19 protein-coding genes are annotated in these 24,071 nt (G+C 46.6%); 13 read left to right on the forward strand and 6 right to left on the reverse strand.

Going from position 1 to position 24,071, the window contains the following annotated elements; all coding sequences use genetic code 11:
- Positions 1-32: 32 nt before the first annotated feature.
- Positions 33-692, forward strand: a complete 660-nt coding sequence (locus GQ359_RS03940) for a SprT family zinc-dependent metalloprotease (protein ID WP_215303371.1) — start codon at positions 33-35, stop codon at positions 690-692.
- A 34-nt stretch (positions 693-726) separates the two neighbouring features.
- Complete coding sequence (locus GQ359_RS03945) at positions 727-1,812, forward strand: tartrate dehydrogenase (protein ID WP_215387669.1); 1,086 nt, start codon at positions 727-729, stop codon at positions 1,810-1,812.
- Between the two features lie 19 nt (positions 1,813-1,831).
- On the opposite strand, the gene dnaQ is transcribed toward GQ359_RS03945, so the two are convergent.
- The 5 genes from dnaQ to GQ359_RS03970 form a co-directional block, all read right to left on the reverse strand.
- Positions 1,832-2,542 (reverse strand): DNA polymerase III subunit epsilon, encoded by a 711-nt coding sequence (dnaQ, locus tag GQ359_RS03950; RefSeq protein ID WP_215387670.1) that lies wholly within the window; start codon positions 2,540-2,542, stop codon positions 1,832-1,834.
- Complete coding sequence (locus GQ359_RS03955) at positions 2,542-5,640, reverse strand: efflux RND transporter permease subunit (protein ID WP_215387671.1); 3,099 nt, start codon at positions 5,638-5,640, stop codon at positions 2,542-2,544. The genes dnaQ and GQ359_RS03955 overlap by 1 nt, the downstream gene beginning before the upstream one ends.
- Complete coding sequence (locus GQ359_RS03960; RefSeq protein ID WP_215387672.1) at positions 5,637-6,920, reverse strand: efflux RND transporter periplasmic adaptor subunit; 1,284 nt, start codon at positions 6,918-6,920, stop codon at positions 5,637-5,639. Before GQ359_RS03960 ends, GQ359_RS03955 begins: the two co-directional genes overlap by 4 nt.
- Before the next feature lie 112 nt (positions 6,921-7,032).
- Complete coding sequence (gene rnhA, locus GQ359_RS03965; protein WP_371743392.1) at positions 7,033-7,488, reverse strand: ribonuclease HI; 456 nt, start codon at positions 7,486-7,488, stop codon at positions 7,033-7,035.
- A gap of 4 nt (positions 7,489-7,492) precedes the next feature.
- Entirely contained in the window at positions 7,493-8,308 is an 816-nt protein-coding gene (locus tag GQ359_RS03970) for a class I SAM-dependent methyltransferase (RefSeq protein WP_215387673.1), read from the reverse strand.
- A 6-nt stretch (positions 8,309-8,314) separates the two neighbouring features.
- On the opposite strand from GQ359_RS03970, the gene gloB reads away from it, so the two are divergent.
- From gloB to GQ359_RS04005, 7 genes are all read left to right on the forward strand, one after another.
- Positions 8,315-9,121 (forward strand): hydroxyacylglutathione hydrolase, encoded by an 807-nt coding sequence (gene gloB / locus GQ359_RS03975; RefSeq protein ID WP_215387674.1) that lies wholly within the window; start codon positions 8,315-8,317, stop codon positions 9,119-9,121.
- Positions 9,121-10,527 carry a transglycosylase SLT domain-containing protein gene (locus tag GQ359_RS03980; RefSeq protein ID WP_215387675.1) on the forward strand — a complete coding sequence of 469 codons (1,407 nt, stop codon included), beginning with the start codon at positions 9,121-9,123 and terminating at the stop codon, positions 10,525-10,527. The genes gloB and GQ359_RS03980 overlap by 1 nt, the downstream gene beginning before the upstream one ends.
- A 35-nt stretch (positions 10,528-10,562) precedes the next feature.
- Positions 10,563-12,446, forward strand: a complete 1,884-nt coding sequence (locus GQ359_RS03985; protein ID WP_215387676.1) for a propionate--CoA ligase — start codon at positions 10,563-10,565, stop codon at positions 12,444-12,446.
- 243 nt (positions 12,447-12,689) lie between these two features.
- Positions 12,690-13,883 carry a glutamine-hydrolyzing carbamoyl-phosphate synthase small subunit gene (gene carA / locus GQ359_RS03990; RefSeq protein WP_215387890.1) on the forward strand — a complete coding sequence of 398 codons (1,194 nt, stop codon included), beginning with the start codon at positions 12,690-12,692 and terminating at the stop codon, positions 13,881-13,883.
- Positions 13,883-17,146, forward strand: a complete 3,264-nt coding sequence (carB, locus tag GQ359_RS03995) for a carbamoyl-phosphate synthase large subunit (protein WP_215387677.1) — start codon at positions 13,883-13,885, stop codon at positions 17,144-17,146. The genes carA and carB overlap by 1 nt, the downstream gene beginning before the upstream one ends.
- Positions 17,147-17,165: 19 nt before the next feature.
- The gene (gene greA, locus GQ359_RS04000; RefSeq protein WP_215387678.1) at positions 17,166-17,642 is read left to right on the forward strand and encodes a transcription elongation factor GreA; all 477 of its coding nucleotides are present in this window, start codon (positions 17,166-17,168) and stop codon (positions 17,640-17,642) included.
- An 18-nt stretch (positions 17,643-17,660) separates the two neighbouring features.
- The gene (locus GQ359_RS04005; protein WP_215387679.1) at positions 17,661-18,146 is read left to right on the forward strand and encodes a DUF4149 domain-containing protein; all 486 of its coding nucleotides are present in this window, start codon (positions 17,661-17,663) and stop codon (positions 18,144-18,146) included.
- A gap of 81 nt (positions 18,147-18,227) precedes the next feature.
- Here GQ359_RS04005 and GQ359_RS04010 read toward each other — a convergent pair whose 3' ends face one another.
- Positions 18,228-18,854 carry a YhbY family RNA-binding protein gene (locus GQ359_RS04010; RefSeq protein WP_215387680.1) on the reverse strand — a complete coding sequence of 209 codons (627 nt, stop codon included), beginning with the start codon at positions 18,852-18,854 and terminating at the stop codon, positions 18,228-18,230.
- A gap of 138 nt (positions 18,855-18,992) precedes the next feature.
- On the opposite strand from GQ359_RS04010, the gene GQ359_RS04015 reads away from it, so the two are divergent.
- From GQ359_RS04015 to glmM, 4 genes are all read left to right on the forward strand, one after another.
- Complete coding sequence (locus GQ359_RS04015; protein ID WP_215387681.1) at positions 18,993-19,667, forward strand: RlmE family RNA methyltransferase; 675 nt, start codon at positions 18,993-18,995, stop codon at positions 19,665-19,667.
- Between the two features lie 126 nt (positions 19,668-19,793).
- Positions 19,794-21,671, forward strand: coding sequence for an ATP-dependent zinc metalloprotease FtsH (ftsH, locus tag GQ359_RS04020; RefSeq protein WP_215303395.1), 1,878 nt, complete (start codon positions 19,794-19,796; stop codon positions 21,669-21,671).
- 25 nt (positions 21,672-21,696) lie between these two features.
- Positions 21,697-22,566 (forward strand): dihydropteroate synthase, encoded by an 870-nt coding sequence (gene folP / locus GQ359_RS04025; RefSeq protein ID WP_215387682.1) that lies wholly within the window; start codon positions 21,697-21,699, stop codon positions 22,564-22,566.
- A gap of 49 nt (positions 22,567-22,615) precedes the next feature.
- The gene (gene glmM, locus GQ359_RS04030; RefSeq protein ID WP_215387683.1) at positions 22,616-23,959 is read left to right on the forward strand and encodes a phosphoglucosamine mutase; all 1,344 of its coding nucleotides are present in this window, start codon (positions 22,616-22,618) and stop codon (positions 23,957-23,959) included.
- Positions 23,960-24,071: the final 112 nt, after the last annotated feature.

Genomic DNA, 24,071 nt, shown 5'->3' on the forward strand with positions numbered 1-24,071 from the left:
CAATCCCTAATAAAAACATCACTGAGTTATTCATGAAGCAACACTCTGTAAGAGAATCTTGGCTGGAAGACGCCGTAAGACATTTAGAGCCTGTATTTTCAAAAGCGGGCTACGCAATTCCGCCCGTTCGCGTATCGTGCGGATTTCCAGCCTCTAGCAGTCCGAGAACAACGCTAGGGCAGTGCTGGCCCCGCGAGCGCTCTGGTGGCGGAGTAAATGAAATTTTCATTTCTCCAAAGTTAGATGATCCAGTTCAGCTCTTGGATACCCTGGTTCATGAGTTATGTCATGCGGTAGATGATTGCTTTAGTGGTCACGGCGAGGACTTTAAAGGCATCGCCCAGACGGTCGGTCTAGAAGGCCCTGCCAGAATGGCTCATGCTACCGAAGAGTTGATGGTGCGTCTGATGATGATTAGCCAAGAGCTTGGCCCATATCCGCATCAGGCAATTGTTTTCCCGCCACCAAGACCGAGCAATGCAAGTCGTAATAAAGCCAAATGTGCCCAGTGTGGATATGAGGTGACCTTATTAAAGAAGTGGGCTACCTATGGAGCCCCGATTTGCCCAAAAGATAATATTCGGATGCAAGAGACTGTAATTGAGACAATTGAAAATACGACGGAGCACGATACAGAATCAGTAACCGGCACTAAACCCAAGACCGATGAGATTCGTCGGGCGATTAGCTAAACCCATGTATGTTGAAGATCGGATGAGACATTAAATGAAGAAAAACAAAGTAGTTCAGAACCCAAAAATTGCTGTTATCGCTGGTGATGGAATTGGTAAAGAGGTCATGCCAGAAGGTATTCGTGCATTAGAGGCTGCCAATCAAAAGTTTGGTATCGGTATGCAGTTTGATCATTTTGATTTTGCTAGCTGTGATTACTATCTCCAGCATGGCAAGATGATGCCGGATGATTGGTTTGACACTCTGATGCAATACGATGCGATATTTTTTGGCGCAGTCGGTATGCCAAACATTCTTCCAGATCACGTCTCTTTATGGGGAAGTCTCATTCAGTTTCGTCGCTGCTTTGACCAATACGTCAATCTGCGACCAGTTCGATTGCTGCCCGGTGTGCCATGCCCCTTAGCAAACCGAAAACCTGGAGATATTGATTTTTACGTCGTTCGTGAAAATACCGAGGGTGAATATTCGAGCGTTGGCGGGAAAATGTTCCCAGATACTGATCGAGAGTTTGTGATTCAAGAATCTATCTTTACAAGACAAGGGGTGGATCGCATTCTTCAGTATGCTTTCGACCTTGCGCAAAGTCGTCCAAAAAAACATTTAACCTCTGCCACTAAGTCCAACGGAATTGCAATCACCATGCCCTATTGGGATGAGCGAGTTGAGGCGATGGCTAAGCAATTTGGCGATGTGAAAATGGACAAATACCATATTGATATCTTGGCTGCACACTTTGTGATGAACCCAGACAGGTTTGATGTTGTTGTAGCCAGCAATTTATTTGGAGATATCTTGTCGGACTTGGGTCCGGCATGCACTGGAACAATTGCAGTCGCGCCATCAGGAAGTATTAATCCAGAAGGAAAATTCCCCTCCTTATTTGAGCCAGTACATGGATCAGCGCCTGATATCTTTGGCAGGATGATTGCCAATCCAATTGGGCAGATCTGGTCAGGCTCAATGATGTTAGATCACTTGGGTTATCCAGAAGCAGGCAAGGCTATCTTCAATGCAATTGAGCGGGTTCTTGCTGCAGATAACTCCCCATTGACGCCTGACTTAGGTGGCAAGTCTCGTACGGATGACTTGGGTAAGGCGATCGCAGCCGAAATCTAAATTAGTTTTAGCTATGCAGTTAGTTGCTTGCGGCAGAAGGACTCCATACGGGGTCCTTTTTACTTGCCTTTGCAATCTCAGCTAAGATTTTTTCATGTAGCTGGCAATCTTCTTCACTTGCAGTCATGAGTTTGAGTTTGCTTGGTAAGGCTTTCATTTGGCCAGAGGCATCGGTGCCAACGGTGTAGTCAATCAGATCGATGGATAGATCTTCTTGGCCACGCGTCATCGCTACATAGACCTCTGCTAGTAACTGGGCATCAAGTAGAGCCCCATGCAAGGTGCGGTGTTGATTGCTGATGGCAAAGCGTTCACAGAGGGCGTCGAGCGAATTGCGCTTACCTGGAAACATTTGACGGGCATCGAGGAGGGTGTCAGTAATTTTGGAAGCAAGCCCCCTGAAGGCGGGGCGCTTGAGCAAAGCAAATTCGTTATCTAGGAATCCCAAGTCAAATGCTGCGTTATGAATGACTACCTCAGCACCATCAACAAACTCAATCAACTCTTCAACAATATTCGCAAATACTGGCTTATCGGATAAGAATTCACGAGATAGTCCGTGCACTGCAAAAGCACCTGCATCAATATCACGTTCAGGATTGATGTAGTAATGGAAAGTGCGATCGGTTAGTCGACGACCCACCATCTCAACGCAACCGATTTCAATAATACGATCGCCAGTTGCGGGATTAAGACCAGTAGTTTCAGTATCGAGAATAACTTGACGCATTAGGTGCCTTCCAATACAGATTCAGGGATGTTCATAGGTCCATTTCCCGCATATTTATCCAAATAGAGGTAGATCACTGGAGTGATGATTAAGGTAACAAATTGAGAGAAGATCAAACCACCGGCCACGCTAATGCCTAAAGGTTGACGCAGTTCGGCGCCCGCACCTAAACCAAGCGCAATCGGCAGTGCACCCATCAGAGCAGCAATGGTTGTCATCATGATGGGTCGGAAGCGCAAGATACAAGCTTCGCGAATTGCTTTTTCAGGCGAAAGCCCTCGGTTGCGTTGCGCATCTAATGCAAAGTCAATCATCAGAATCGCATTCTTTTTCACAATACCAATTAGCAATAGGATGCCGATGGATGCAACGATGGTGAGTTCAAATCCAAAAATGCGCAAGGCGAGAATGGCGCCAATCGCGGCAGAGGGTAGGCCAGCCAAAATAGTGAGAGGGTGAATATAGCTTTCGTACAAGACGCCTAGGAGAACATAAATAACACCCAAGGCCCCAAGCAGCAAAATAATTTGACCGGTTTGATTGCTTTTAAATACCGCTGCATCACCACCATAGCTAGTGATGATTGAGGTTGGCAACTTAATTTGCTCTGCAAACCTATCAATCGCTTTGGTGGCATCTCCCAAGAAAACATCGGGTGCCAAATTGAAGGAAATGGTCACGGCAGGAATTTGACCTTGATGATTTACGGAAGTGGGTCCCACTGTGCGTGTAAACGTTGCTAAGCTCGAGAGAGGAATTAGCGTATTAGTCGATCTGCCACGGACGTAGACTTTATTGAGATCGGTTTCAAATTGTCGATCATTCTCGGCGGTCTCTAGGATAACTCGGTAGGTGTTGACTGGCGTATAAATCGTCGAGACTTGACGCTCGCCAAATGAAGAGTAAAGCGCAGTTCGAATATCTGCAATCGAAACGCCTGCGCTAGCTGCTTTTTCACGATCAATATCAATTTTGACGTTTAAACCTTTTAGCTGTGAGTCGCTAGTAACATCTCTGAAAATAGGATCAGAGCGGATCTTCTCGAGCATTTTTTCAGCCCACTCGTTCACACCTTCAAAGCCTACACTTTGTAGTGTGTATTGATAGCGACTTTTGCTACTACGACCACCAAGTTGTAAGTTCTGCACGGGACTCATGTAAATCTGAACACCAGGAATTTCTTTAAATTTAGTCCGCAAGCCCTCCATGACCTTACTCATCTTCTGGCGTTCGCTCTTAGGCTTCAGGATCACAAAGAATCTGCCAGTATTTCGTCCCGAGCTCATATTTCCTCCAAGAATGGAGATAGATGTTGCTACATTCGGGTCTTCATCAACGATTACTGCGGCACGATCTTGTAATTCAAGCATCGTTTTAAACGAAGTATCTTGGGCTGCTTCAACCGTTATGCGGAGTTGGCCAATATCTTCTTCTGGAAAGAAACCTTTGGGGCTGAACGCAAAGAGAGCGATGGTCAGGATAAAAGTAGCGATCGTGCCCCACAACACTTTTTTTCGATTGATTAGCGCCAGATCTAAATAGTGAGTATAGGTGTTGAGGGACCACGTAAATATGCGATCAAAGCCATTTGTTAATGGATAGCTTTTTGGTTCACCATGTTGCTCTTTGAGGAATCGACTGCAAAGCATGGGCACTATAGTGAGAGAAACTACGGCAGAGACAAGAATTGAGAGGGTAACAACGACTGCAAATTCTCTAAATAGAAGTCCGATAGGCCCTTCCATAAAAAAGAGCGGAATAAATACAGCAACAAGAGATAGTGAGATGGAGACAATCGTGAATCCAACCTCTTTACTTCCTTTCAGCGCAGCCTTTAGTGGACTCATGCCGCCTTCGATATAGCGCATGATGTTTTCCAGAACCACAATCGCATCATCAACTACCAATCCAACCGCTAGAGTAATACCTAAGAGCGAAATATTGTCTAGGCTATACCCCATAAAATAAAAGACGAAAAAAGCGCCAATGAGAGAAATCGGCAAGCTAATCGAGGGGATGACGGTGGCTGCAATATTCTTGAGAAATAAGAAGATGACGAGAACAACCAATGCAATCGTCAGTATCAGCGTGAGATTGACATCATGGATCGATTCAATAATAGAGGTTGATCGATCATTAATGAGATTGAGCTGAATTGATTCTGGGAGCTGTGCTTTGAGAGTAGGGAGCAAGCGCTTAATCTCGTTCACAACTTCTACTGTGTTTGCATTAGGTTGGCGCATCACCCCCATTGCAATTGAGCGCTCGCCTTTAGCTGTCGCAAAGGTTTTAACATCCTCGTAACTCTCTTCAACGACAGCAACATCTTTGAGATAGACCGGGAAGCCATTGCGTTGCGCAACGATCAGATTTCCAAATTCTTCAGCTTTAACGAGTTGCGGATTTGCATAGATCGTAATCAGTTGTCGCGGGCCATCTAGCGTGCCGATAGGACTATTGGTATTGGCTTTATTAATGGCAGCAGCCAACTCATCCATGGTGATATTGCGATTACCCAATGCATCCGGTTGAGCGCTAACGCGAATCGCATATCGTTTGGCGCCATAGACATTTACTTGTGAAACGCCGCTGATGGTGGATAGATTAGGTGCCATCAAATTTTCAGCGTAATCATTAATCTCCGATAGGCTGATGGATGGTGAGCTCATCCTGATAATGATGACGGGGGTATCTGCTGGATTGATTTTGCGATATGACGGTGGAATCGTCATCTCAATTGGCAGGCGTCTTTGGGCTCGCAATAAGGCTGCTTGAACATCGACAGCCGCCTTATCAATATCACGATCACTATTAAACTCAAGGGTAACGCTGGTAGACCCTAAGGTACTACTTGAGCTAATGATTTTGATGCCATCGATAGTGGAAAACTCTTTTTCTAAAGGCAGCGCTACAGCTGAAGCCATATTCTCGGGTGATGCGCCCGGTAGACTTGCTGTAACCGAAATAATCGGCGTATTGAAGCTGGGTAGGGCGGCAACAGGAATCTTAAAATAGGCGACGCTGCCAGCTATCACGGTTGCTAGCGAGAGCAAAACCGTCATGACCGGTCTTCTAATACATAATTCTGAGAGCGTCATTTTGCTTGGACTGCAGGAGTGTTGGCAGGTTTAGCTTCGCGCACCTTGCTTCCTGTGCGCAGATTTTGTTTGCCTTCCACGACAATTCGTTGACCAGCTTCTAGGCCGTTGACAACCGAAGTGCCTTGGTATTCATAACTCACGGTGATGGGTTTAGATGCTACCTTGCCATCCTTATCCACAATATAGACTAAGCGTCCTTTAGGATTCATGACGATCGCTTCTGATGGGACTGCAATGACATTTTTTAAGGTATTGGCATTCAAAGCGACGCGCGCAAATTGACCTGGTAGTAGTTCGTACTTCTCATTTGGTATTTGCGCTTTAACGCGAACTGCTGCTATTTGGGGGTCAATTTGGTTGTCGACCACCATCACTTCACCATTGAAAACTCGTTGAGTATTGTTGCCAACTGTCACCTGTACTTTCATAGGTGTACCACTCTGCTTGCTTTCTAATAGAACGGGAATATCTTTTTCTGGAATGACAAACTGAACATTAATTGGATTGAGTTGCGTAATGGTGACCATCGAACTGGTGGTAGAGGTCGAAGAGGCATTGGTTGCGCTAATCACTGTATTGCTAGCCTGCACCAGTGTCCCTGGGAAAACATTGATGATGCCGGCCTTTCCATCAATGGGGGATCGAATAAAGTCGAAAGAAAGTTGTACGCGAGCAGTCTCTGCGGCCGCTTGGGCTGACTTTGCATTGGCTAATGCAGTTTCTAATCCTGCTTTTGAAATGAAGTTCTTGGTAACGAGCTCTTTGGCGCGTAAATATTGTTTTTGAGCATCATCAGCTAAGGCTTTGAGCTTTTCATAGTTAGCCGTGTCAGTGCGATTGTCGAGAGTAAATAAGAGTTCACCCGCTTTGACGTCTTGCCCATCTTTAATATGAATCTTCTCAACTTTATTGGTGACCATTGGGCGAATATCCACAATGCTATTGGAGACAATTGTTCCAGTAGCTTCAATGACAAGTGGAATATCTTTCTTTTCGATCACGATGCTGGTGATAGTTTGAACTGCACCAGCTTTGCCGCTAGGTGGGAAAAAGTAGTCGTAAGCCTTTGAGCCAGCAAATAAGATGAGTACCAAAATCAAAATACGCCACTTGTACTGCAATACCAAAGCTTTGCTAGTGGGGTAATCCAATTTTTGCTTTGACGAGAATGTAGGGGAGATTTTGTGCCACACTTTGCACAAGCGCGCCATGACCCAGTTTTTGAGTAATGGCAATTTGGCAACTGTTTTATCTAGCGCTGATTCTATTTTGGACACGTTCTCGAATTTTCTTGGATTTATATGGATTTGAGGCTCTTTTGGGAGCTAATTTATATCTTTTCATTCTCTCACAAGACCAGTAAAAACGGGCTTGGGGCAATGCTTTGATCTAAGGTAAAAATTCCTCTACACCCCGATTGGCTAGTAAATCAGCCAACTCATTTCCAGGGTGACCGTTGTGTCCACGTACCCAATGCCAGGAGATCTTGTGTTCAGGGATGAGGGCATCCAACTCTTGCCATAAATCTGCATTCTTGACCGGATCTTTGCTGGCCGTCTTCCAGCCTCTTTTCTTCCAACCCTCGAGCCACTCAGTGACACCTTTTTGGACGTACTGAGAGTCTGTCCAAAGCTCTACGGAGCTAGTTTGCTTTAGGGCTCGTAGCGCATGAATAACGGCGCTAATTTCCATGCGGTTATTGGTAGTGTGCTCAGCCCCACCATGCAAATGCTTCTCATGAGCCCCTGAGCGTAAAACTGCACCCCAGCCGCCAGGGCCAGGATTACCTTTGCAGGCGCCATCGGTATAAATCACGATATGAGGCAGGGTTTTGGTTTGAGACATTCCGTTAATTTACTTTGTCTTGGTTATTGGCTAAGTTCTGTCTACTTTCAGTTGCCGGACTTAGTTGGGAGATTGCTGGGAGCCGTAAACCCTGAACCTGGCCAATGAGCCGGATACCTTGCTGACGTTTAATTGCGGAAACCAAAAAAACAGCCCCAAAAATAGGCCACCAGCGGTTGCCAGCATGCTCCATAAAATCCATTCTGCCCATCCCTGACTCACTACTCAAGGGGAGTTTGTAACACCCAAAATGACCGCGGTCTAGTGAGAAGTTCAATAGCTGCAACCAGTCTTTCACTCTTAGCAGGCCAATAAATTGCCCGTCCCGAGGCAGGTAAGGGCTGCCTATCAAGCGGCTGAGATATTGGCGCATACCCCAAAGACTAGCTGGGTTAAAGCCAGAAATAATGAGACGACCCTCTGGGCGTAGCACGCGCTCAGCTTCCCGCAGAATTTGATGGGGATCTGCTGCAAATTCCAAGACATGCGGTAGCACTAATAAATCGATGGTTTCAGAGGCAAAAGGGAGTTCGCTAGGACTGCCTTCAACCTGATGCCAATTGAATTCGGTAAGCTGTTTTTGGCGATCATTGGAGTGAACCAGGAGCGCATGCAAAGGCATACGGTTTTCTGCCAGGGTATTAATTTGCGGCAAACCGATTTGTACGGCATAAAAACCAAAGACATCAGCCACGATCTGATTGAAGCATTTCTGCTCCCAGGCCAGCACATAGCGTCCTGGAGGCGATTGCAGCCACTTTTCCCATGAACTCCATGGTGGTGCAGGCATCTGGGATGGTGAGGGTGGGATTGGTATCATGGGCGTATGGTGAAGAATACTTTATTGCATGTTTGGCCGATACCGGCTTTTGATGACAACTACATCTGGTGCATTCATGATGGTCAATCCGCATTGATCGTTGATCCAGGCGATGCTGACCCTGTCTTGAAATATCTGGAGCAACAAAACCTTGCTTTGACGGGTATTTTAATTACCCACCACCATGCAGACCATACTGGCGGCATTTTGAATCTACTACAGGCGCTGGGATCGGTTCCAGTCTATGGTCCCGCCAGCATTGATATCCCTGCTCGTACAAATGCCATGATGGAAGGCGATAAGATTGAAGTGGCTGCGCCGCGCATCAGCTTTGAGGTGTATGAGGTGCCGGGACACACTCTTAGTCACATTGCTTACTTTGCGAATATGCAGGCTAATGTGGTCGAGCCTATGTTGTTCTGCGGGGATACTTTGTTTGCCTCTGGTTGTGGCCGTTTATTCGAAGGCACACCAACACAGATGAGTCAATCTCTCGCTAAGTTCATCTCCTTGCCGAAAAATACCCTGGTGTATTGCACACATGAGTACACCTTGTCGAATATCCGATTTGCTCTAGCAGTTGAACCCAATAATGCGAATCTCATCACTTGGGCGGAAACTGCCAAGGCCCTGCGAGATCAACATCTACCAACCTTGCCAACGACTATTGGACAGGAGTTGCAAGTGAACCCCTTCATGCGCTGTGATCAACAGGCTGTAATCGATGCAGCTATCGAGGTCTCTGGTGAAAAATTATTGCCAACTCCTGCACATGTTTTAGCGGTAATTCGGGCCTGGAAGGATCGGTTCTGATGTTGTGGCGTTATGCAGCGATTTTGCTGATTGCTGCACTCTCTGGTTGTGCAAGTACTGGAGATTGGTCTTCTGACTCCTCCGGTCAATCAGATCCACGGGCGGCAAAAGCGAAGCGGGTCAATCTCAAGGATCAATCTGTCAGTAGCATCTATGCGCCATCGAGTAATTTGTGGATTCGTATCCGCGATGGTTTTCAGATGGAGCCGATGAATACTCCTTTAGAGATTGAACAGGTGAGGTGGTTAAGTGCCCGACCTGACTACGTCCATCGCTCCATGGCTAGATCGTCCCGCTACTTGTTTTATATCGTGCAAGAAGTGCATACCCGAAATATGCCGATGGAGATTGCACTCCTTCCCTTTGTTGAAAGTGCTTTTGTAACCCATGCTAAATCTAGTGCGAAGGCCATGGGCTTATGGCAATTTATGCCGGCAACTGGAAAAGACTTTCAGTTGACGCAAAATGTCTTCAGAGATGAGCGTAGGGATGTATTGCAGTCAACTGATGCTGCCCTTGATTACTTGCAGCGTCTTCATAAGCAGTTTGGTAGCTGGGAGCTTGCTTTAGCGGCTTATAACTGGGGGGCGGGTAATGTGGCTAAAGCCCAAAAGCGAAATTTGGCTGCTAGATTACCAACTGATTACCTCAGTCTCAAAATGCCGAATGAGACTCGCAACTATGTCCCTAAGTTGATGGCCTACCGGCAGATCGTTTTAGATCCCCAAGCCTATGGCATCGTCTTGCCTGAATTGGAAAATCATCCTTATTTTGTGGCGGTAGATGTTGGTAGCGATATTGATGTTGATCTAGTGATTAAGTTGGCAGAGATCCCATCTGAAGAGTTTCATAATCTCAATCCATCATTTAATAAACCAGTGATTTTGAGTAATGCCAATCAGCAGATCTTGCTGCCTTTTGGACATGCGGAAATCTTTCAAGATAACCTCAAAAAATACACTAAGCCACTTTCCACTTGGACCGCGGTGCGCATTGCAAAAACTGAGCCAGTAGATAAGGCTGCTAAGACCCTGGGAGTGGATGCGGATGCTTTGAGGGATATCAATGGCATTCCTAAGGGGATGCGGATTAGGGCGGGCTCAACTGTACTTATCCCTAAAACAAACCAAAATGCTGGGGATATATCTCTGGCTATGGCCGAAAATGCAAACTTGAGTCTGGATAAGTCGGCTCCAGCGCCTAAAAAATGTGCAAAAGGAGCCAACTGCGCCTTAGGAAAGTCCTCAAAAGCAGGTGGAAAAGGCAAATCTTCGGCAAATAGCGCTAGTTCTCAGCATAAACACGCATCGACAGGGCTTGCAAAATCTGCGAAAAATGGAACTCCGAAAGTTACTAGCCCTGCAGCTAAGATGTCAAATGCCAAAGGAACTAGCAAAATTCAATAATCTCAGAATCTTTAACTTACTTATTTAGGTTGACCATGTCCTATAAATCAGAACACGAACGCTCCATTAAAGACCCAGATGGTTTCTGGGGAGAGCAGGCAAAACTCATTCATTGGGAGAAGCCATTCAATAAGGTTCTGGATTACGCAAACCCTCCGTTTGCAAAATGGTTTGAAGGTGGTTTAACCAATCTTTGCTACAACGCAGTTGATCGCCATCTTCAGGATCGTGCCGATCAAATTGCTCTCGTTGCTGTGTCAACAGAAACCAATGTAGAAAAAGCATACACATTTAAAGAGCTCTACGAAGAAGTCAATCGTATGGCCGCTATCTACAAGGCCAATGGTGTTCAAAAAGGCGATCGCGTATTGATCTACATGCCGATGATTGCTGAAGCATGTTTTGCAATGCTAGCTTGCGCACGTATTGGCGCTATTCACTCTGTAGTGTTTGGTGGCTTTGCATCCCATAGCCTAGCTTCACGTATCGATGATGCAAAACCAAAGATGATTGTGACTTCAGAGGCAGGATCGCGTGGTGGCAAATCGGTTCCCTACAAGCCATTGCTAGATGAGGCTATTACGCTGGCAAGTTACAAACCAGAAAAAGTATTGATCGTGAATCGCGGCTTAACTGAGTTCACGACAGTTGCTGGACGTGATTTGGATTACGCAAGTGAGCGCCAAAAACACTTAAATGACTTGGTGCCAGTCGAGTGGGTTGATGCCACACATCCTTCCTATATTTTGTATACCTCTGGCACAACCGGCAAGCCTAAGGGCGTGCAGCGCGATACCGGTGGTTACGCTGTGGCCTTGATGTCCACAATGAATCACATCTTCTGTGGCAAGCCTGGTGAAACCATGTTTACTACTTCAGATATTGGTTGGGTGGTTGGTCATAGCTACATCATCTATGGCCCATTGCTGAACGGTATGGCTACGATCATGTATGAGGGCACTCCATTGAGCCCAGATGCAGGTATCTGGTGGAAGCTGGTAGAGAAGTACAAAGTCTCTGTCATGTTCTCTGCGCCAACAGCAGTTCGTGTTTTGAAGAAGCAAGATCCTGCATTCTTAACAAAATATGATCTTTCAACATTACGTGCTTTGTTCTTAGCGGGCGAGCCTTTGGATGAACCAACTGCAAGTTGGATTCATGATGCGATTAAGAAGCCGATTGTCGATAACTACTGGCAGACAGAAACTGGCTGGCCTATGTTGGCAATTCAGCGTGGCGTTGAAGTAATGCCGCATAAATTTGGTTCACCTGGCGTTCCCTCATTTGGTTACAACATGAAGTTGCTTGACGATGCGACTTCAGAAGAGTTGGGTTCAGATAAGAAGGGCGTGATTGCCATCGAAGGACCTCTGCCTCCAGGTTGTATGCAAACTGTTTGGGGTGATGACAAGCGCTTTGTTAGCACCTACTGGGAAACCATTCCCGGTAAGACGATTTATTCCACCTTTGACTGGGGCATTAAAGATGATGACGGCTATTTCTTCATCTTGGGCCGTACCGATGATGTGATTAACGTTGCTGGCCACCGTTTAGGCACTCGTGAGATCGAGGAGAGTATTTCTGGCCATTCCAATGTTTCAGAAGTGGCGGTAGTGGGTATTGAAGATAAGCTCAAAGGACAGGCTGCGATTGCTTTTGTGATTCCTAAGGATTCTTCTAACACCGCAACTTTGGAAGCGGAGTGTATGAAAACTGTGGACTCCACATTGGGTGCGATTGCTCGTCCAGGACGTGTTTATATTGTGACGGCCTTGCCTAAGACGCGTTCTGGCAAGATTGTTCGCCGCGCACTCCAAGCTGTTGCTGAAGGGCGCGATCCTGGCGATATCAGCACCATGGAAGACCAGACTGTTTTAGCTCAAATTAAGACCATCATCGAGCAAAGCGCGAAGTCTTAAATCCTCTGTAAATGATCAAAATAAGCCCCTCAGTCGGATGACTTGGGGGCTTATTACCTTCCAGGCTTGATTGGCTGGGAATCCAAGGGTTTATACGCAAAACTGGTATCATTGTTAAGTTCAAAACTTAATAAATTACCCTAGCGCTTAAAGACACTCACCTCCCGCACAAACAGTCCTGGGTTGGTCTTTTTGGGGTGTTGAGCGTCGGATGGAGCAGGGACTGGAGATGGTTTGTCACCCTTGCTTCCTTCTTTTCCTCCCGCCGTGTTGGCTCTAGCCGACGGCACTGTATTTCCCGGTCTGAGTATTGGCGCCCCTGGCGAAACTACCGGCGAAGTCGTTTTCAATACCGCACTCACTGGCTATCAAGAGATCATTACTGATCCTAGTTATTCACGCCAAATTGTTACTCTGACTTACCCCCATATTGGTAACGTTGGGGTGAACAGTCAAGATGCTGAGTCGGATCAAATTCATGCAGCTGGTTTGGTTGTCAAAGATCTTTCCGGGCGCGTATCGAATTTCCGCTCTGAAGAAACTCTAGATGCCTATTTGAGCAAGGCGGGTGTTGTTGGTATCTCAGGTATCGATACTCGCAAACTGACCCGCATTCTTCGAGATAAGGGCGCTCAGTCTGGCGCAATCGTTGCTGGCAAGATGGGCGATGATGTAGAGGCTCTCAGTAAGAAAGCTTTGGAATTGGCTAAAGCCTTCCCGGGCATGGCTGGTTTAGATCTGGCTAAGGTAGTAACTACCAAGTCCCCATATCAATGGCGCGAAGCCGAGTGGGATCTCCATGGTCCAGACGGCAAACCTGCATACAGAACTTTAGATACCGGTAAGCCAATCAAAAAAGTCGTCGCTTATGACTTTGGTGTGAAGCGCAATATTTTGCGCATGCTCACCGAGCGTGGCTGTGAGCTAACGATTGTTCCCGCGCAAACTAGTGCTGCTGAAGTATTGGCGATGAATCCAGATGGCGTGTTCTTCTCAAACGGCCCCGGAGATCCTGGGCCTTGTGACTATGCTATTGCCGCTGCAAAAGAAATTATCGAAAAAGGTATTCCAACTTTTGGTATCTGTTTGGGTCATCAGATCATGGGCTTGGCCGCAGGTGCTAAAACTTTGAAGATGAAGTTTGGTCACCATGGTGCAAACCATCCTGTAAAAGATCTAGATACTGGGCGCGTAGCGATTACCTCCCAGAACCATGGTTTCGCAGTGGATGCCAATACCTTGCCTGACAACATTCGTGTGACGCACGTCTCTTTATTTGACGGATCCCTACAAGGTTTGGCTTGGAAAGATAAGCCTGCTTTGTGTTTCCAAGGTCACCCTGAGGCCTCACCAGGTCCTCATGACATTGCCTATTTATTTGATCGTTTTGTGGAGCTCATGAATGCTGCCGCTGTTGGTAATAAGGGGGGCAAATAATGCCTAAGCGTAGCGACATTAAGAGCATTCTGATTATTGGTGCTGGTCCGATTGTGATTGGACAAGCCTGTGAGTTTGACTACTCTGGTGCGCAAGCTTGTAAAGCTTTGCGTGATGAAGGTTACAAAGTCATTTTGGTCAACAGTAATCCAGCCACCATCATGACTGACCCAGAGATGGCGGATGTAACTTACATCGAGCCAATTACTTGGGAAGTTGTAGAGCGCATTATTGCTACTGAGAAACCGGATGCGATTTTGCCAACGATGGGCGGACAAACTGCCTTGAACTGTGCACTCGATTTGCATCGTCATGGTGTTCTTGAAAAATATGGTTGCGAACTGATCGGCGCTTCACCAGAGGCCATTGACAAAGCAGAAGATCGTCAAAAGTTTAAAGATGCGATGACCAAAATTGGTCTGGGCTCTGCTAAGTCGGGTATTGCGCACTCAATGGATGAAGCGCATGAAGTACAGCAGCGTATTCAGAAAGAAACCGGTAGCTTAGGTTTCCCGGTCGTCATTCGTCCTTCATTCACTATGGGTGGATCAGGCGGTGGTATTGCTTATAACCGCGAAGAGTTTGAAGAGATCTGCAAGCGAGGATTAGATTTGTCTCCAACACGTGAGCTCTTAATTGAGGAGTCTCTCTTGGGTTGGAAAGAGTTTGAGATGGAAGTGGTGCGTGACCGTGCCGATAACTGCATCATCGTTTGCTCTATCGAGAACTTAGATCCTATGGGTGTGCATACCGGTGACTCGATCACCGTTGCTCCTGCGCAAACATTAACTGATAAAGAATATCAATTGATGCGAAATGCATCGATTGCCGTATTGCGTGAGATTGGCGTAGACACTGGCGGATCAAACGTCCAGTTCTCAATCAACCCAGTGGATGGTCGCATGATCGTCATTGAGATGAACCCTCGTGTTTCACGTTCATCTGCACTGGCCTCTAAAGCCACTGGCTTCCCAATTGCGAAGATTGCTGCCAAGCTGGCAGTGGGTTACACCTTAGATGAGTTGAAGAACGACATTACTGGTGGTGCAACCCCGGCATCTTTTGAGCCATCCATCGACTATGTAGTCACAAAGATTCCTCGCTTTGCATTTGAGAAGTTCCCGCAAGCAGATTCTCGCTTAACAACTCAGATGAAATCGGTTGGAGAGGTGATGGCTATTGGCCGCACTTTCCAAGAGTCATTCCAAAAAGCTCTGCGTGGCTTAGAAGTTGGTGTGGATGGCTTGGATGAAGTCTCGACAGACTTAGATGACATCATTCAAGAAATTGGCGAGCCAGGTCCAGACCGTATTTGGTATTTGGCTGATGCTTTCCGTATGGGAATGGGTTTAGATGAGGTTTACAACGAGACTAAGGTAGATCCTTGGTTCTTGGAACAAATTGAAGAACTCATCACAATGGAGGCAGAGCTCAAACAGCGCAAGATTGATAGCCTTTCAGCGCCTGAGTTGCGTTTCATCAAACAAAAAGGTTTTTCGGATCGTCGCTTAGCTAAATTGCTTGGAGTAGATGCTGCCTCAGTACGTGCCGCGCGTCATCGTCTCAAAGTGGTGCCTGTATATAAGCGTGTAGATACCTGCGCAGCAGAGTTCTCTACAAATACTGCGTATTTGTATTCCACATACGAAGCAGAGCACGGCGAGTGCGAATCTCAACCAACAAACAAAGACAAGATCATGGTCTTGGGTGGTGGTCCAAACCGTATCGGTCAAGGCATTGAGTTTGACTACTGCTGCGTGCACGCTGCTTTAGCAATGCGCGATGATGGTTATGAAACCATCATGGTGAACTGCAATCCAGAAACTGTTTCTACTGACTACGACACATCTGATCGTTTGTATTTCGAGCCATTGACTCTAGAAGACGTTTTAGAGATCGTCGCCATTGAAAAGCCAAAAGGTGTGATCGTGCAGTACGGCGGCCAGACTCCATTGAAGTTGGCTTTGGATCTCGAGGCTAATGGTGTTCCAATTATCGGTACATCACCAGACATGATCGATGCCGCAGAAGATCGCGAACGTTTCCAGAAGTTATTACATGAATTGAATTTGCGTCAGCCACCTAACCGTACCGCTCGTGCGGAAGATGAGGCCCTGAAGCTCGCCGAAGAGATTGGTTACCCATTGGTAGTTCGTCCTTCCTATGTATTGGGTGGCCGCGCTATGGAAATTGTTCATGATGGTCGTGATCTCGAACGCTATATGCGTGAGGCAGTTAAGGTTTCTCATGACTCACCAGTATTGTTAGATCGCTTCTTAAACGATGCCATTGAGTGTGATGTGGACTGTATTAGCGATGGTCGGCGTGTATTCATTGGTGGTGTGATGGAGCATATTGAGCAGGCTGGCGTTCACTCTGGTGACTCTGCCTGTTCATTACCACCATATTCTTTATCCGATGAGACGATCGCAGAAATCAAGCGTCAAACTGCTGCGATGGCCAAAGGCCTTAATGTAGTTGGTCTGATGAACGTGCAGTTTGCGATTCAAAATGTGGATGGCAAGGATGTCATTTACGTTCTTGAGGTAAACCCACGTGCTTCTAGAACTGTGCCATTTGTATCTAAGGCAACCGGTTTGCAGTTAGCCAAGATTGCAGCGCGCTGCATGGTTGGGCAGACTCTGGATCAGCAGGGCATTACATCTGAAGTGCAGCCTGCTTACTATTCAGTGAAAGAAGCAGTATTCCCATTCAATAAGTTCCCTGGCATTGATCCAATCCTGGGACCAGAGATGCGATCTACTGGTGAAGTCATGGGTGTTGGTAAAACCTTTGGCGAAGCCTTATTCAAGTCTCAGCTAGGTGCTGGCATTAAATTGCCCAAGAGTGGAACTGTGGTGTTGACTGTTAAGGATAGTGATAAGCCTAAAGCAGTAGAGGTGGCTAAGCTCTTGCACCAACTAGGCTTCCCAATGGTGGCTACTAAAGGGACAGCTGCAGCTATTGAAGCAGCTGGTTTGCCAGTTCGTGTGGTGAATAAAGTAAAAGATGGCCGCCCCCATATTGTGGACTTGATTAAAAACGGTGAAATTTCATTGGTATTTACTACTGTTGATGAAACCCGCACAGCAATTGCGGACTCACGCTCTATTCGTACAAGTGCACAGGCCAATAATGTGACTTACTACACTACGATTAGTGCAGCACGAGCAGTCATGGATGGTTTGATGACTTCACAAAATGGCAATAAAGAGTCCCTTGAAGTATATTCATTGCAGAATCTGCATAAGACTCTCAATTAATTTAAGTTAGGTAAGAAGCATGAGCACAATTCCTATTACTAAGCGTGGCGCAGAACTCCTCAAAGAAGAGTTGCATCGCTTAAAGCATGTTGAGCGCCCATCGGTGATTAATGCCATCTCTGAAGCACGTGCACAGGGCGATCTTTCTGAGAACGCTGAATACGATGCAGCTAAAGAGAAGCAGGGCTTCATTGAGGGGCGCATTCAGGAGCTTGAGGGAAAGCTCTCTGCAGCTCAAATTATTGATCCAGCTGCCTTGGATGTGAATGGCCGCGTAGTATTTGGTGCCACTGTAGATCTGGAGGATCTAGAGGATGGCACTAAGCTAACCTATCAGATCGTTGGTGATGATGAGGCTGATATTGCTGTCAATAAGATTTCTATTAGCTCACCGATTGCTCGGGCTCTGATTAGCAAAGAAGAGGGTGATGTTGTAGCTGTTCAGGCCCCTGGTGGTAATCGCGAAGTAGAAATTCTTGCGGTTCGTTACATCTAATTCAAACCCAGAATTAATATGCAAACCTTAGAGACCTCTCACCATATTGGGGCTCAAAGACTCTTTATTTTGATTACAGGTATTTGGGTTGGTAGCCTTCTCGCAGTAGGCTACTTAGTTGCCCCGGCGATTTTTAGCACCATGAGTGACCGTCAGGCAGCAGGGATGGTTGCTGGCAGCATTTTTAAATTAGAGGCCTACCTTAGTTTGATTGTGTGCATCGGTCTGATGGTATTAGCCAATCTCTTGGTGAATCGTGGTCTCAATCAATTCAGAATCATTCGTTGGCTCTTGTTGGCGATGTTGCTATGTTCCCTTGCAGCCGCTTTTGTTTTCATTCCTTGGATGAATACTCTGAGGGATACCGCTTTAGACCAAGGTATGCCAGTCATGCTCTCACCCTCAGCAACTTTGTTTGGCAGGCTGCATGGTGCCTCCAGCATTCTATTTATGCTGCAGAGTCTTCTGGGCATCTTCTTGGTTTGGCGACTCACTAAAAGATGAAGTCAGAGCCAAGAGTTAAGTAATAAAAAACGCCGACTAGCGGCGTTCTTTATTTGGTAGCAGTGAGCTGCAATATTCAGCTTAAGAACCTAAAGATTTCTTCTTCGTGCTGCTCATACGGACTTTGCGCTTCTTAATCGGAGCAGGTGCGGCAACTGCCTTGCGATAGCCTGGTGATGACCAGCCAATTTTGGATTCGGCAGCATCAGCGCGCAGAACACGCTTCTTCGGGGTAGCGCTTTTTACTGCAGCCGCTCTTTCAAATGGTGACTTGCTCGCTGCAGAGCGACGATCCGACCTCTCGGAAGTGCTGGTGCGAACGCCAGCTTTTGCCATAACTCGATTTGGTTGACGCTTAGTACGTGGAGCTTGCAATGATTTCTTAGTTTGCTTGCTTGATCGACCTAAATTGAGCATTGCTGCATCGACGATATCGATAGGCTTCCACAGAACGAGTAGTTTTCCAATATGCTGAACTGGAGCTGCACCTAGTTTGTCGCAAAGCTCTTCATAGATGGCAATACGCGCATCACGATCATCACCAAATACGCGAACTTTAATTAAGCCGTGATGAGAAATCGCTAACTTTGCCTCTTTAATCACCGCAGGGGTCAGGCCATCGCCACCGATCATGACAACTGGGCTCAGTCCATGGGCATCAGCTTTAAGGGATTTACGTTGTGCGGGGGTAATAGTAAGTGCAGTCATGGCCTCGATGATAGAGCATTAGGGCTTGTAAAACAGGGCTTTCGGCCTCATATATGCGGATATGAAGTTGTTTTAAGTCGATTCCTTTTGCCTTGTAGGGCATAAACAAGGAAAATGGACGTCGAAAGTGGGTAAGTTGTGGCAAAGAATAAATTTAATAAAAGTTGGTTGCAGGATCACTTAAATGATCCTTACGTGAAGATGGCTCAAAAAGAGGGTTATCGCGCACGAGCCGTTTATAAACTGAGTGAAATAGACGAGCAAGACCGACTCATCAAAGCAGGTATGACTATTGTGGATCTGGGGAGTGCCCCTGGGAGCTGGTCCCAATACGCCCGTAATCGGCTGACTGAGCTGGGCAAAAATAATCCTAATATTGAATCCGGAAAACCAGATGGAACCATCATTGCGATTGATATCCTGCCAATGGAGGATATTGCTGATGTTTCCTTTATTCAAGGGGACTTTCGTGAGGATGAGGGCTTAAAGGCGCTTGAAGCCCTTTTGCCTGCCGATGCAGATGGAAAAGTCGATCTAGTGATGTCGGATATGGCGCCCAATTTATCTGGGGTCGGCGTAGCGGATGCGGCTCGGATGGCCTTTTTGGCTGAAATTGCACTGGATTTTTCGGTTCAGCACCTCAAGCCTGAGGGGGCCTTACTGATTAAGTGCTTTAACGGTAGTGGCTATAGCCAAATCGTAGAATCCTTTAAAAGGGTCTTTAAAACGGTCGCTTCCAGAAAGCCTAAGGCCTCCAGAGCAAAGTCTTCAGAGATCTTTTTATTGGGTAGAGACCTGAAGCTACCCAAATAACCCCCTAAAAGTAGGGGTTTATTAAATAAATTGGCTCTCAGCCCTTGAAAAAGCCTAGTAGTAGAATCAAATACTTAGGTATAGCAATCCGCTTTAACTCCCGGATTAATCCGGCAAAGGTCTGTTTTGAATAACAACATGCTGCAAAAAATTGGTGTTTGGCTCATTGTGGGTCTCGTGCTCTTTACTGTTTTTAAACAGTTTGATAAGCCAAAAGACGCCAATCAAGTCACTTATTCTCAATTCATGGACGATGCCAAAGCTGGCAAAGTAAAACGAGTTGATGTGCAAGGTCGCACCCTGCAAGTGACACCGAATGACGGCAGCAAGTACTCCATCATCTCCCCGGGAGATATTTGGATGGTTGGCGATCTTATGAAATTTGGTGTTCAGGTAACCGGTAAAGCGGATGACGAGCCAAATATGCTGGTTTCTGCTTTGTATTACCTCGGACCAACTTTATTGATTATTGGTTTCTGGTTCTTCATGATGCGCCAGATGCAAGGTGGCGGTAAGGGTGGGGCATTCTCATTCGGAAAATCCAAAGCCCGCTTGATTGATGAGAATAGCAATACTGTTACTTTTGCTGATGTTGCTGGTTGCGATGAAGCTAAAGAAGAGGTCTTTGAGATCGTTGACTTCTTGAAGGATCCGCAAAAGTTTCAAAAGCTGGGTGGCCGCATTCCGCATGGCGTATTGCTAGTAGGCCCTCCAGGTACTGGTAAGACTTTGCTGGCACGTGCGATTGCGGGTGAAGCAAAGGTTCCTTTCTTCTCCATCTCTGGTTCTGATTTCGTGGAGATGTTTGTTGGTGTCGGTGCGTCACGTGTGCGTGATATGTTTGAGAACGCCAAGAAAAATTCTCCTTGCATCATCTTTATTGATGAGATCGATGCGGTTGGTCGTCATCGTGGTGCTGGTATGGGCGGCGGTAATGATGAGCGTGAACAAACTCTGAACCAAATGCTGGTTGAGATGGATGGCTTTGAAAGCAATAGCGGTGTGATCGTGGTTGCTGCAACTAACCGTTCTGACGTTTTGGATCGCGCCTTATTGCGTCCAGGTCGTTTCGATCGTCAAGTGCACGTTGGCTTGCCAGATATTCGCGGTCGTGAACAGATCCTGCAAGTGCATATGCGTAAGGTGCCAATTGATCCGGACGTCGATGCAGCTGTATTGGCGCGTGGCACTCCTGGTTTCTCGGGTGCTGATTTAGCAAACTTGGTTAATGAGTCTGCATTGTTTGCAGCACGTCGCAACAAGCGTGCTGTCGACATGAAAGACTTTGAAGATGCTAAAGATAAGATCTACATGGGTCCTGAGCGTAAGTCTGCTGTGATGCGTGAAGAAGAGCGTCGTAATACGGCGTATCACGAGTCTGGTCACGCAGTTGTTGCTAAGGTATTGCCTAAAGCTGATCCAGTACATAAGGTCACCATCATGCCGCGCGGTATGGCTCTTGGTGTGACATGGCAGTTGCCAGAATTTGATCGTGTGAACTTGTATAAAGACCGCATGATGGAAGAGTTGGCGATTTTATTTGGTGGCCGTGCTGCTGAAGAAGTCTTCTTGCATTCCATGAGTACAGGCGCATCGAATGACTTTGAGCGTGCTACCAAAATGGCGCGTGACATGGTGACTCGTTACGGCATGAGTGATAGTTTAGGTACTATGGTTTACGTCGATACTGAATCTGAAGGCATGTTTGGTCGTTCCAGCTCAAAGACAGTTTCTGAGTTAACTCAGCAAAAGGTGGATTCAGAGATTCGCGCATTGGTGGATAGCCAATATGCTTTGGCAAGATCCATTCTTGAGCAAAATCGTGACAAGGTTGAGGCTATGGTTGCTGCTTTGATGGAATGGGAAACCATTGACGCTGAGCAAATCAATGACATCATGGAAGGCCGTCCACCGCGTGCACCAAAGCCGCCACCAGCAACCCAGTTTGGTAACTCTGCTGGTACGCCAGGTCCTGCTGCAGGTGCTGCACCAGCGACTGCTTAATTAGCCCCAAGCTAACTGCAAGGTGATGAAGCAAAATCTGCCCGCAACATGGCGTTGCGGGCGTTTTCTTTTTGACTTCAGTAAACATCAACGTCCATTGGTGATGGGTATTCTGAATGCCACACCGGATTCCTTTTCGGATGGTGGTAAGTTCAGAACTCCAAGTGATGCTATTGCGCAAGCGGAGCGCATGATTGCCAATGGCGTCGACATCATTGATATCGGTGGCGAATCGACCCGTCCAGGCGCAGAGCCTGTAGCACTTCAGGAAGAATTAGATCGTGTCTTGCCAGTGATTGAAGATTTAAAAGATTGCGGCGTAGCCTTGTCAATCGATACCTATAAAGCCGAGACCATGCGCCAAGCACTCAAGGCTGGAGTCGATTGCGTGAATGACATCTGGGCATTGCGACAAGAGGGCGCATTAGGTGCAATCATTGAGAGTGACCAAGATAATCCAGATAAGCAATGCGGCATTGTTTTAATGCACATGCAACGTGATCCGCAAACGATGCAATTTGATCCTGAATATCAAGATGTGATTGCAGAAGTAAAAGAATTTTTACAAGAGCGCCTTAACTTGCTAGTGAATGCAGGTGTTGCTAAAAACAGAATTGCCATCGATCCTGGTTTTGGATTTGGGAAGAGTTTGGAGCATAACCTTAAGATGCTGACTGAATTTGATCAATTCTCCCAATTGGGGTATCCGGTCTTGGCGGGGATCTCTCGTAAATCGATGTTGGGTAAATTAACAGGCCGAGATACTAATGAGCGGGTAGCCCCCAGTATTGCCGCTGCCATTCTGGCTGCAGACCGTGGTGCCCGTATTATTCGGGTGCATGATGTGCCTGAAACTGTTGATGCACTCAAGATATGGGCAGCGGTTCAGAACTAGGTCATTAGGTCTAGTAATCCAGATAGCCACAAGTTTTATAATTAAACCCATGAAAAAACAATACTTTGGTACTGATGGCATCCGCGGTGAAGTAGGGCAATTTCCGATTGTCCCCGAGTTCATTACTCGCCTTGGCTATGCTGCTGGCAAAGTGCTGGTTCAAAACGCTAAGCCGGGTGAGCGTTGCAAAGTATTGATTGGAAAAGATACCCGTGTCTCTGGATATTTATTGGAAGCTGCACTAGAGGCTGGCTTCGCTGCCGCTGGTGTTGATGTTAAGTTATGCGGACCTATGCCAACGCCCGGTGTTGCTTATCTCACTAAGGCCTTGCGCTTATCTGCCGGTGTAGTGATTTCAGCATCACATAATGCCTATCAAGACAACGGTATTAAATTCTTCTCCGCCGAAGGCGGTAAGCTCACCGATGAATTCGAGTTAGCAATCGAAGCTGAACTTGCTAAACCGATGGGCTGTGTTAGCTCTAAAGAATTAGGTAAGGCATTTCGTATTGATGATGCTGCTGGTCGTTATATTGAATTTTGTAAATCGACTTTTCCCGGTGAGCTCAATCTCAAGGGAATGAAGTTGGTAGTAGATTGCGCTAATGGTGCGGCATATCACACAGCTCCTCATGTTTTTCATGAGCTTGGTGCAGAAGTCATTTCGATTGGTGTTCATCCCGATGGTAGAAACATTAATGATGGATGCGGTGCCACTGCTCCAGCGGCATTAATTGAAAAAGTCAAAGAAACTAAAGCGGATCTTGGGATCGCTTTGGATGGAGATGCCGATCGCTTACAGATGGTAGACGCTTCAGGAAGATTGTTTAATGGTGATGAACTCTTATATGTGCTCGCCAAAGATCGTCTTGCTCGCGGAGAAAATTTAGGTGGTGTGGTTGGTACTTTGATGACCAACCTCGCTGTTGAAAATGCCATCAAAGCATTGGGTATTGGATTTGAGCGTGCCAATGTGGGCGATCGTTATGTCTTGGAGTTGCTCAAGCAAAAAGGGTGGATCATTGGTGGTGAGGGATCCGGTCATCTCCTGTGTTTAGATCAGCACTCTACTGGGGATGGCACCATTGCCGCATTGCAGGTCCTGGCCGCTATGAGTCAGGCCAAGAAGAGCCTGGCTCAACTACTGGATTCTGTAAAAATCTTCCCCCAGGTGCTCCTCAATATCAAATTTAAGGCGGGGTACGACTGGAAGGCTGATAACGCCCTTAACTCCCAGATTTCTCAAGTAGAAACGGAGCTTAAGGGTACGGGTAGGGTGCTGATTAGGGCTTCCGGTACTGAGCCTGTCCTTAGAGTGATGGTCGAAGCCAATGATGACGCTATTGCCCATAGTGCGGCTAAGCGTATTGCAGACTTAATCCCATCTGCATAAGTCATTGAATTTATTGAGATATTTTTCAATAAATTCACTGTCACAAAAGAGTCATACTGAATCCGTATTGTTCAGTTATCGCAATGTTGCGAGAACTAAACGAGGATTACTC

It is taken from the genome of Polynucleobacter sp. AM-7D1, from assembly GCF_018688455.1.
Lineage (GTDB): Bacteria > Pseudomonadota > Gammaproteobacteria > Burkholderiales > Burkholderiaceae > Polynucleobacter.

What these genes read in the sequence shown, in the direction of transcription:
- GQ359_RS03940 (WP_215303371.1), top strand. Translation starts at nt 33, where the DNA reads ATGAAGCAACACTCTGTAAGAGAATCTTGGCTGGAAGACGCCGTAAGA.
- GQ359_RS03945 (WP_215387669.1), top strand. Translation starts at nt 727, where the DNA reads ATGAAGAAAAACAAAGTAGTTCAGAACCCAAAAATTGCTGTTATCGCT.
- dnaQ (WP_215387670.1), bottom strand. Translation starts at nt 2,542, where the DNA reads ATGCGTCAAGTTATTCTCGATACTGAAACTACTGGTCTTAATCCCGCA.
- GQ359_RS03955 (WP_215387671.1), bottom strand. Translation starts at nt 5,640, where the DNA reads ATGACGCTCTCAGAATTATGTATTAGAAGACCGGTCATGACGGTTTTG.
- rnhA (WP_371743392.1), bottom strand. Translation starts at nt 7,488, where the DNA reads ATGTCTCAAACCAAAACCCTGCCTCATATCGTGATTTATACCGATGGC.
- GQ359_RS03970 (WP_215387673.1), bottom strand. Translation starts at nt 8,308, where the DNA reads ATGATACCAATCCCACCCTCACCATCCCAGATGCCTGCACCACCATGG.
- gloB (WP_215387674.1), top strand. Translation starts at nt 8,315, where the DNA reads ATGGTGAAGAATACTTTATTGCATGTTTGGCCGATACCGGCTTTTGAT.
- GQ359_RS03980 (WP_215387675.1), top strand. Translation starts at nt 9,121, where the DNA reads ATGTTGTGGCGTTATGCAGCGATTTTGCTGATTGCTGCACTCTCTGGT.
- GQ359_RS03985 (WP_215387676.1), top strand. Translation starts at nt 10,563, where the DNA reads ATGTCCTATAAATCAGAACACGAACGCTCCATTAAAGACCCAGATGGT.
- carB (WP_215387677.1), top strand. Translation starts at nt 13,883, where the DNA reads ATGCCTAAGCGTAGCGACATTAAGAGCATTCTGATTATTGGTGCTGGT.
- greA (WP_215387678.1), top strand. Translation starts at nt 17,166, where the DNA reads ATGAGCACAATTCCTATTACTAAGCGTGGCGCAGAACTCCTCAAAGAA.
- GQ359_RS04005 (WP_215387679.1), top strand. Translation starts at nt 17,661, where the DNA reads ATGCAAACCTTAGAGACCTCTCACCATATTGGGGCTCAAAGACTCTTT.
- GQ359_RS04010 (WP_215387680.1), bottom strand. Translation starts at nt 18,854, where the DNA reads ATGACTGCACTTACTATTACCCCCGCACAACGTAAATCCCTTAAAGCT.
- folP (WP_215387682.1), top strand. Translation starts at nt 21,697, where the DNA reads ATGAAGCAAAATCTGCCCGCAACATGGCGTTGCGGGCGTTTTCTTTTT.
- glmM (WP_215387683.1), top strand. Translation starts at nt 22,616, where the DNA reads ATGAAAAAACAATACTTTGGTACTGATGGCATCCGCGGTGAAGTAGGG.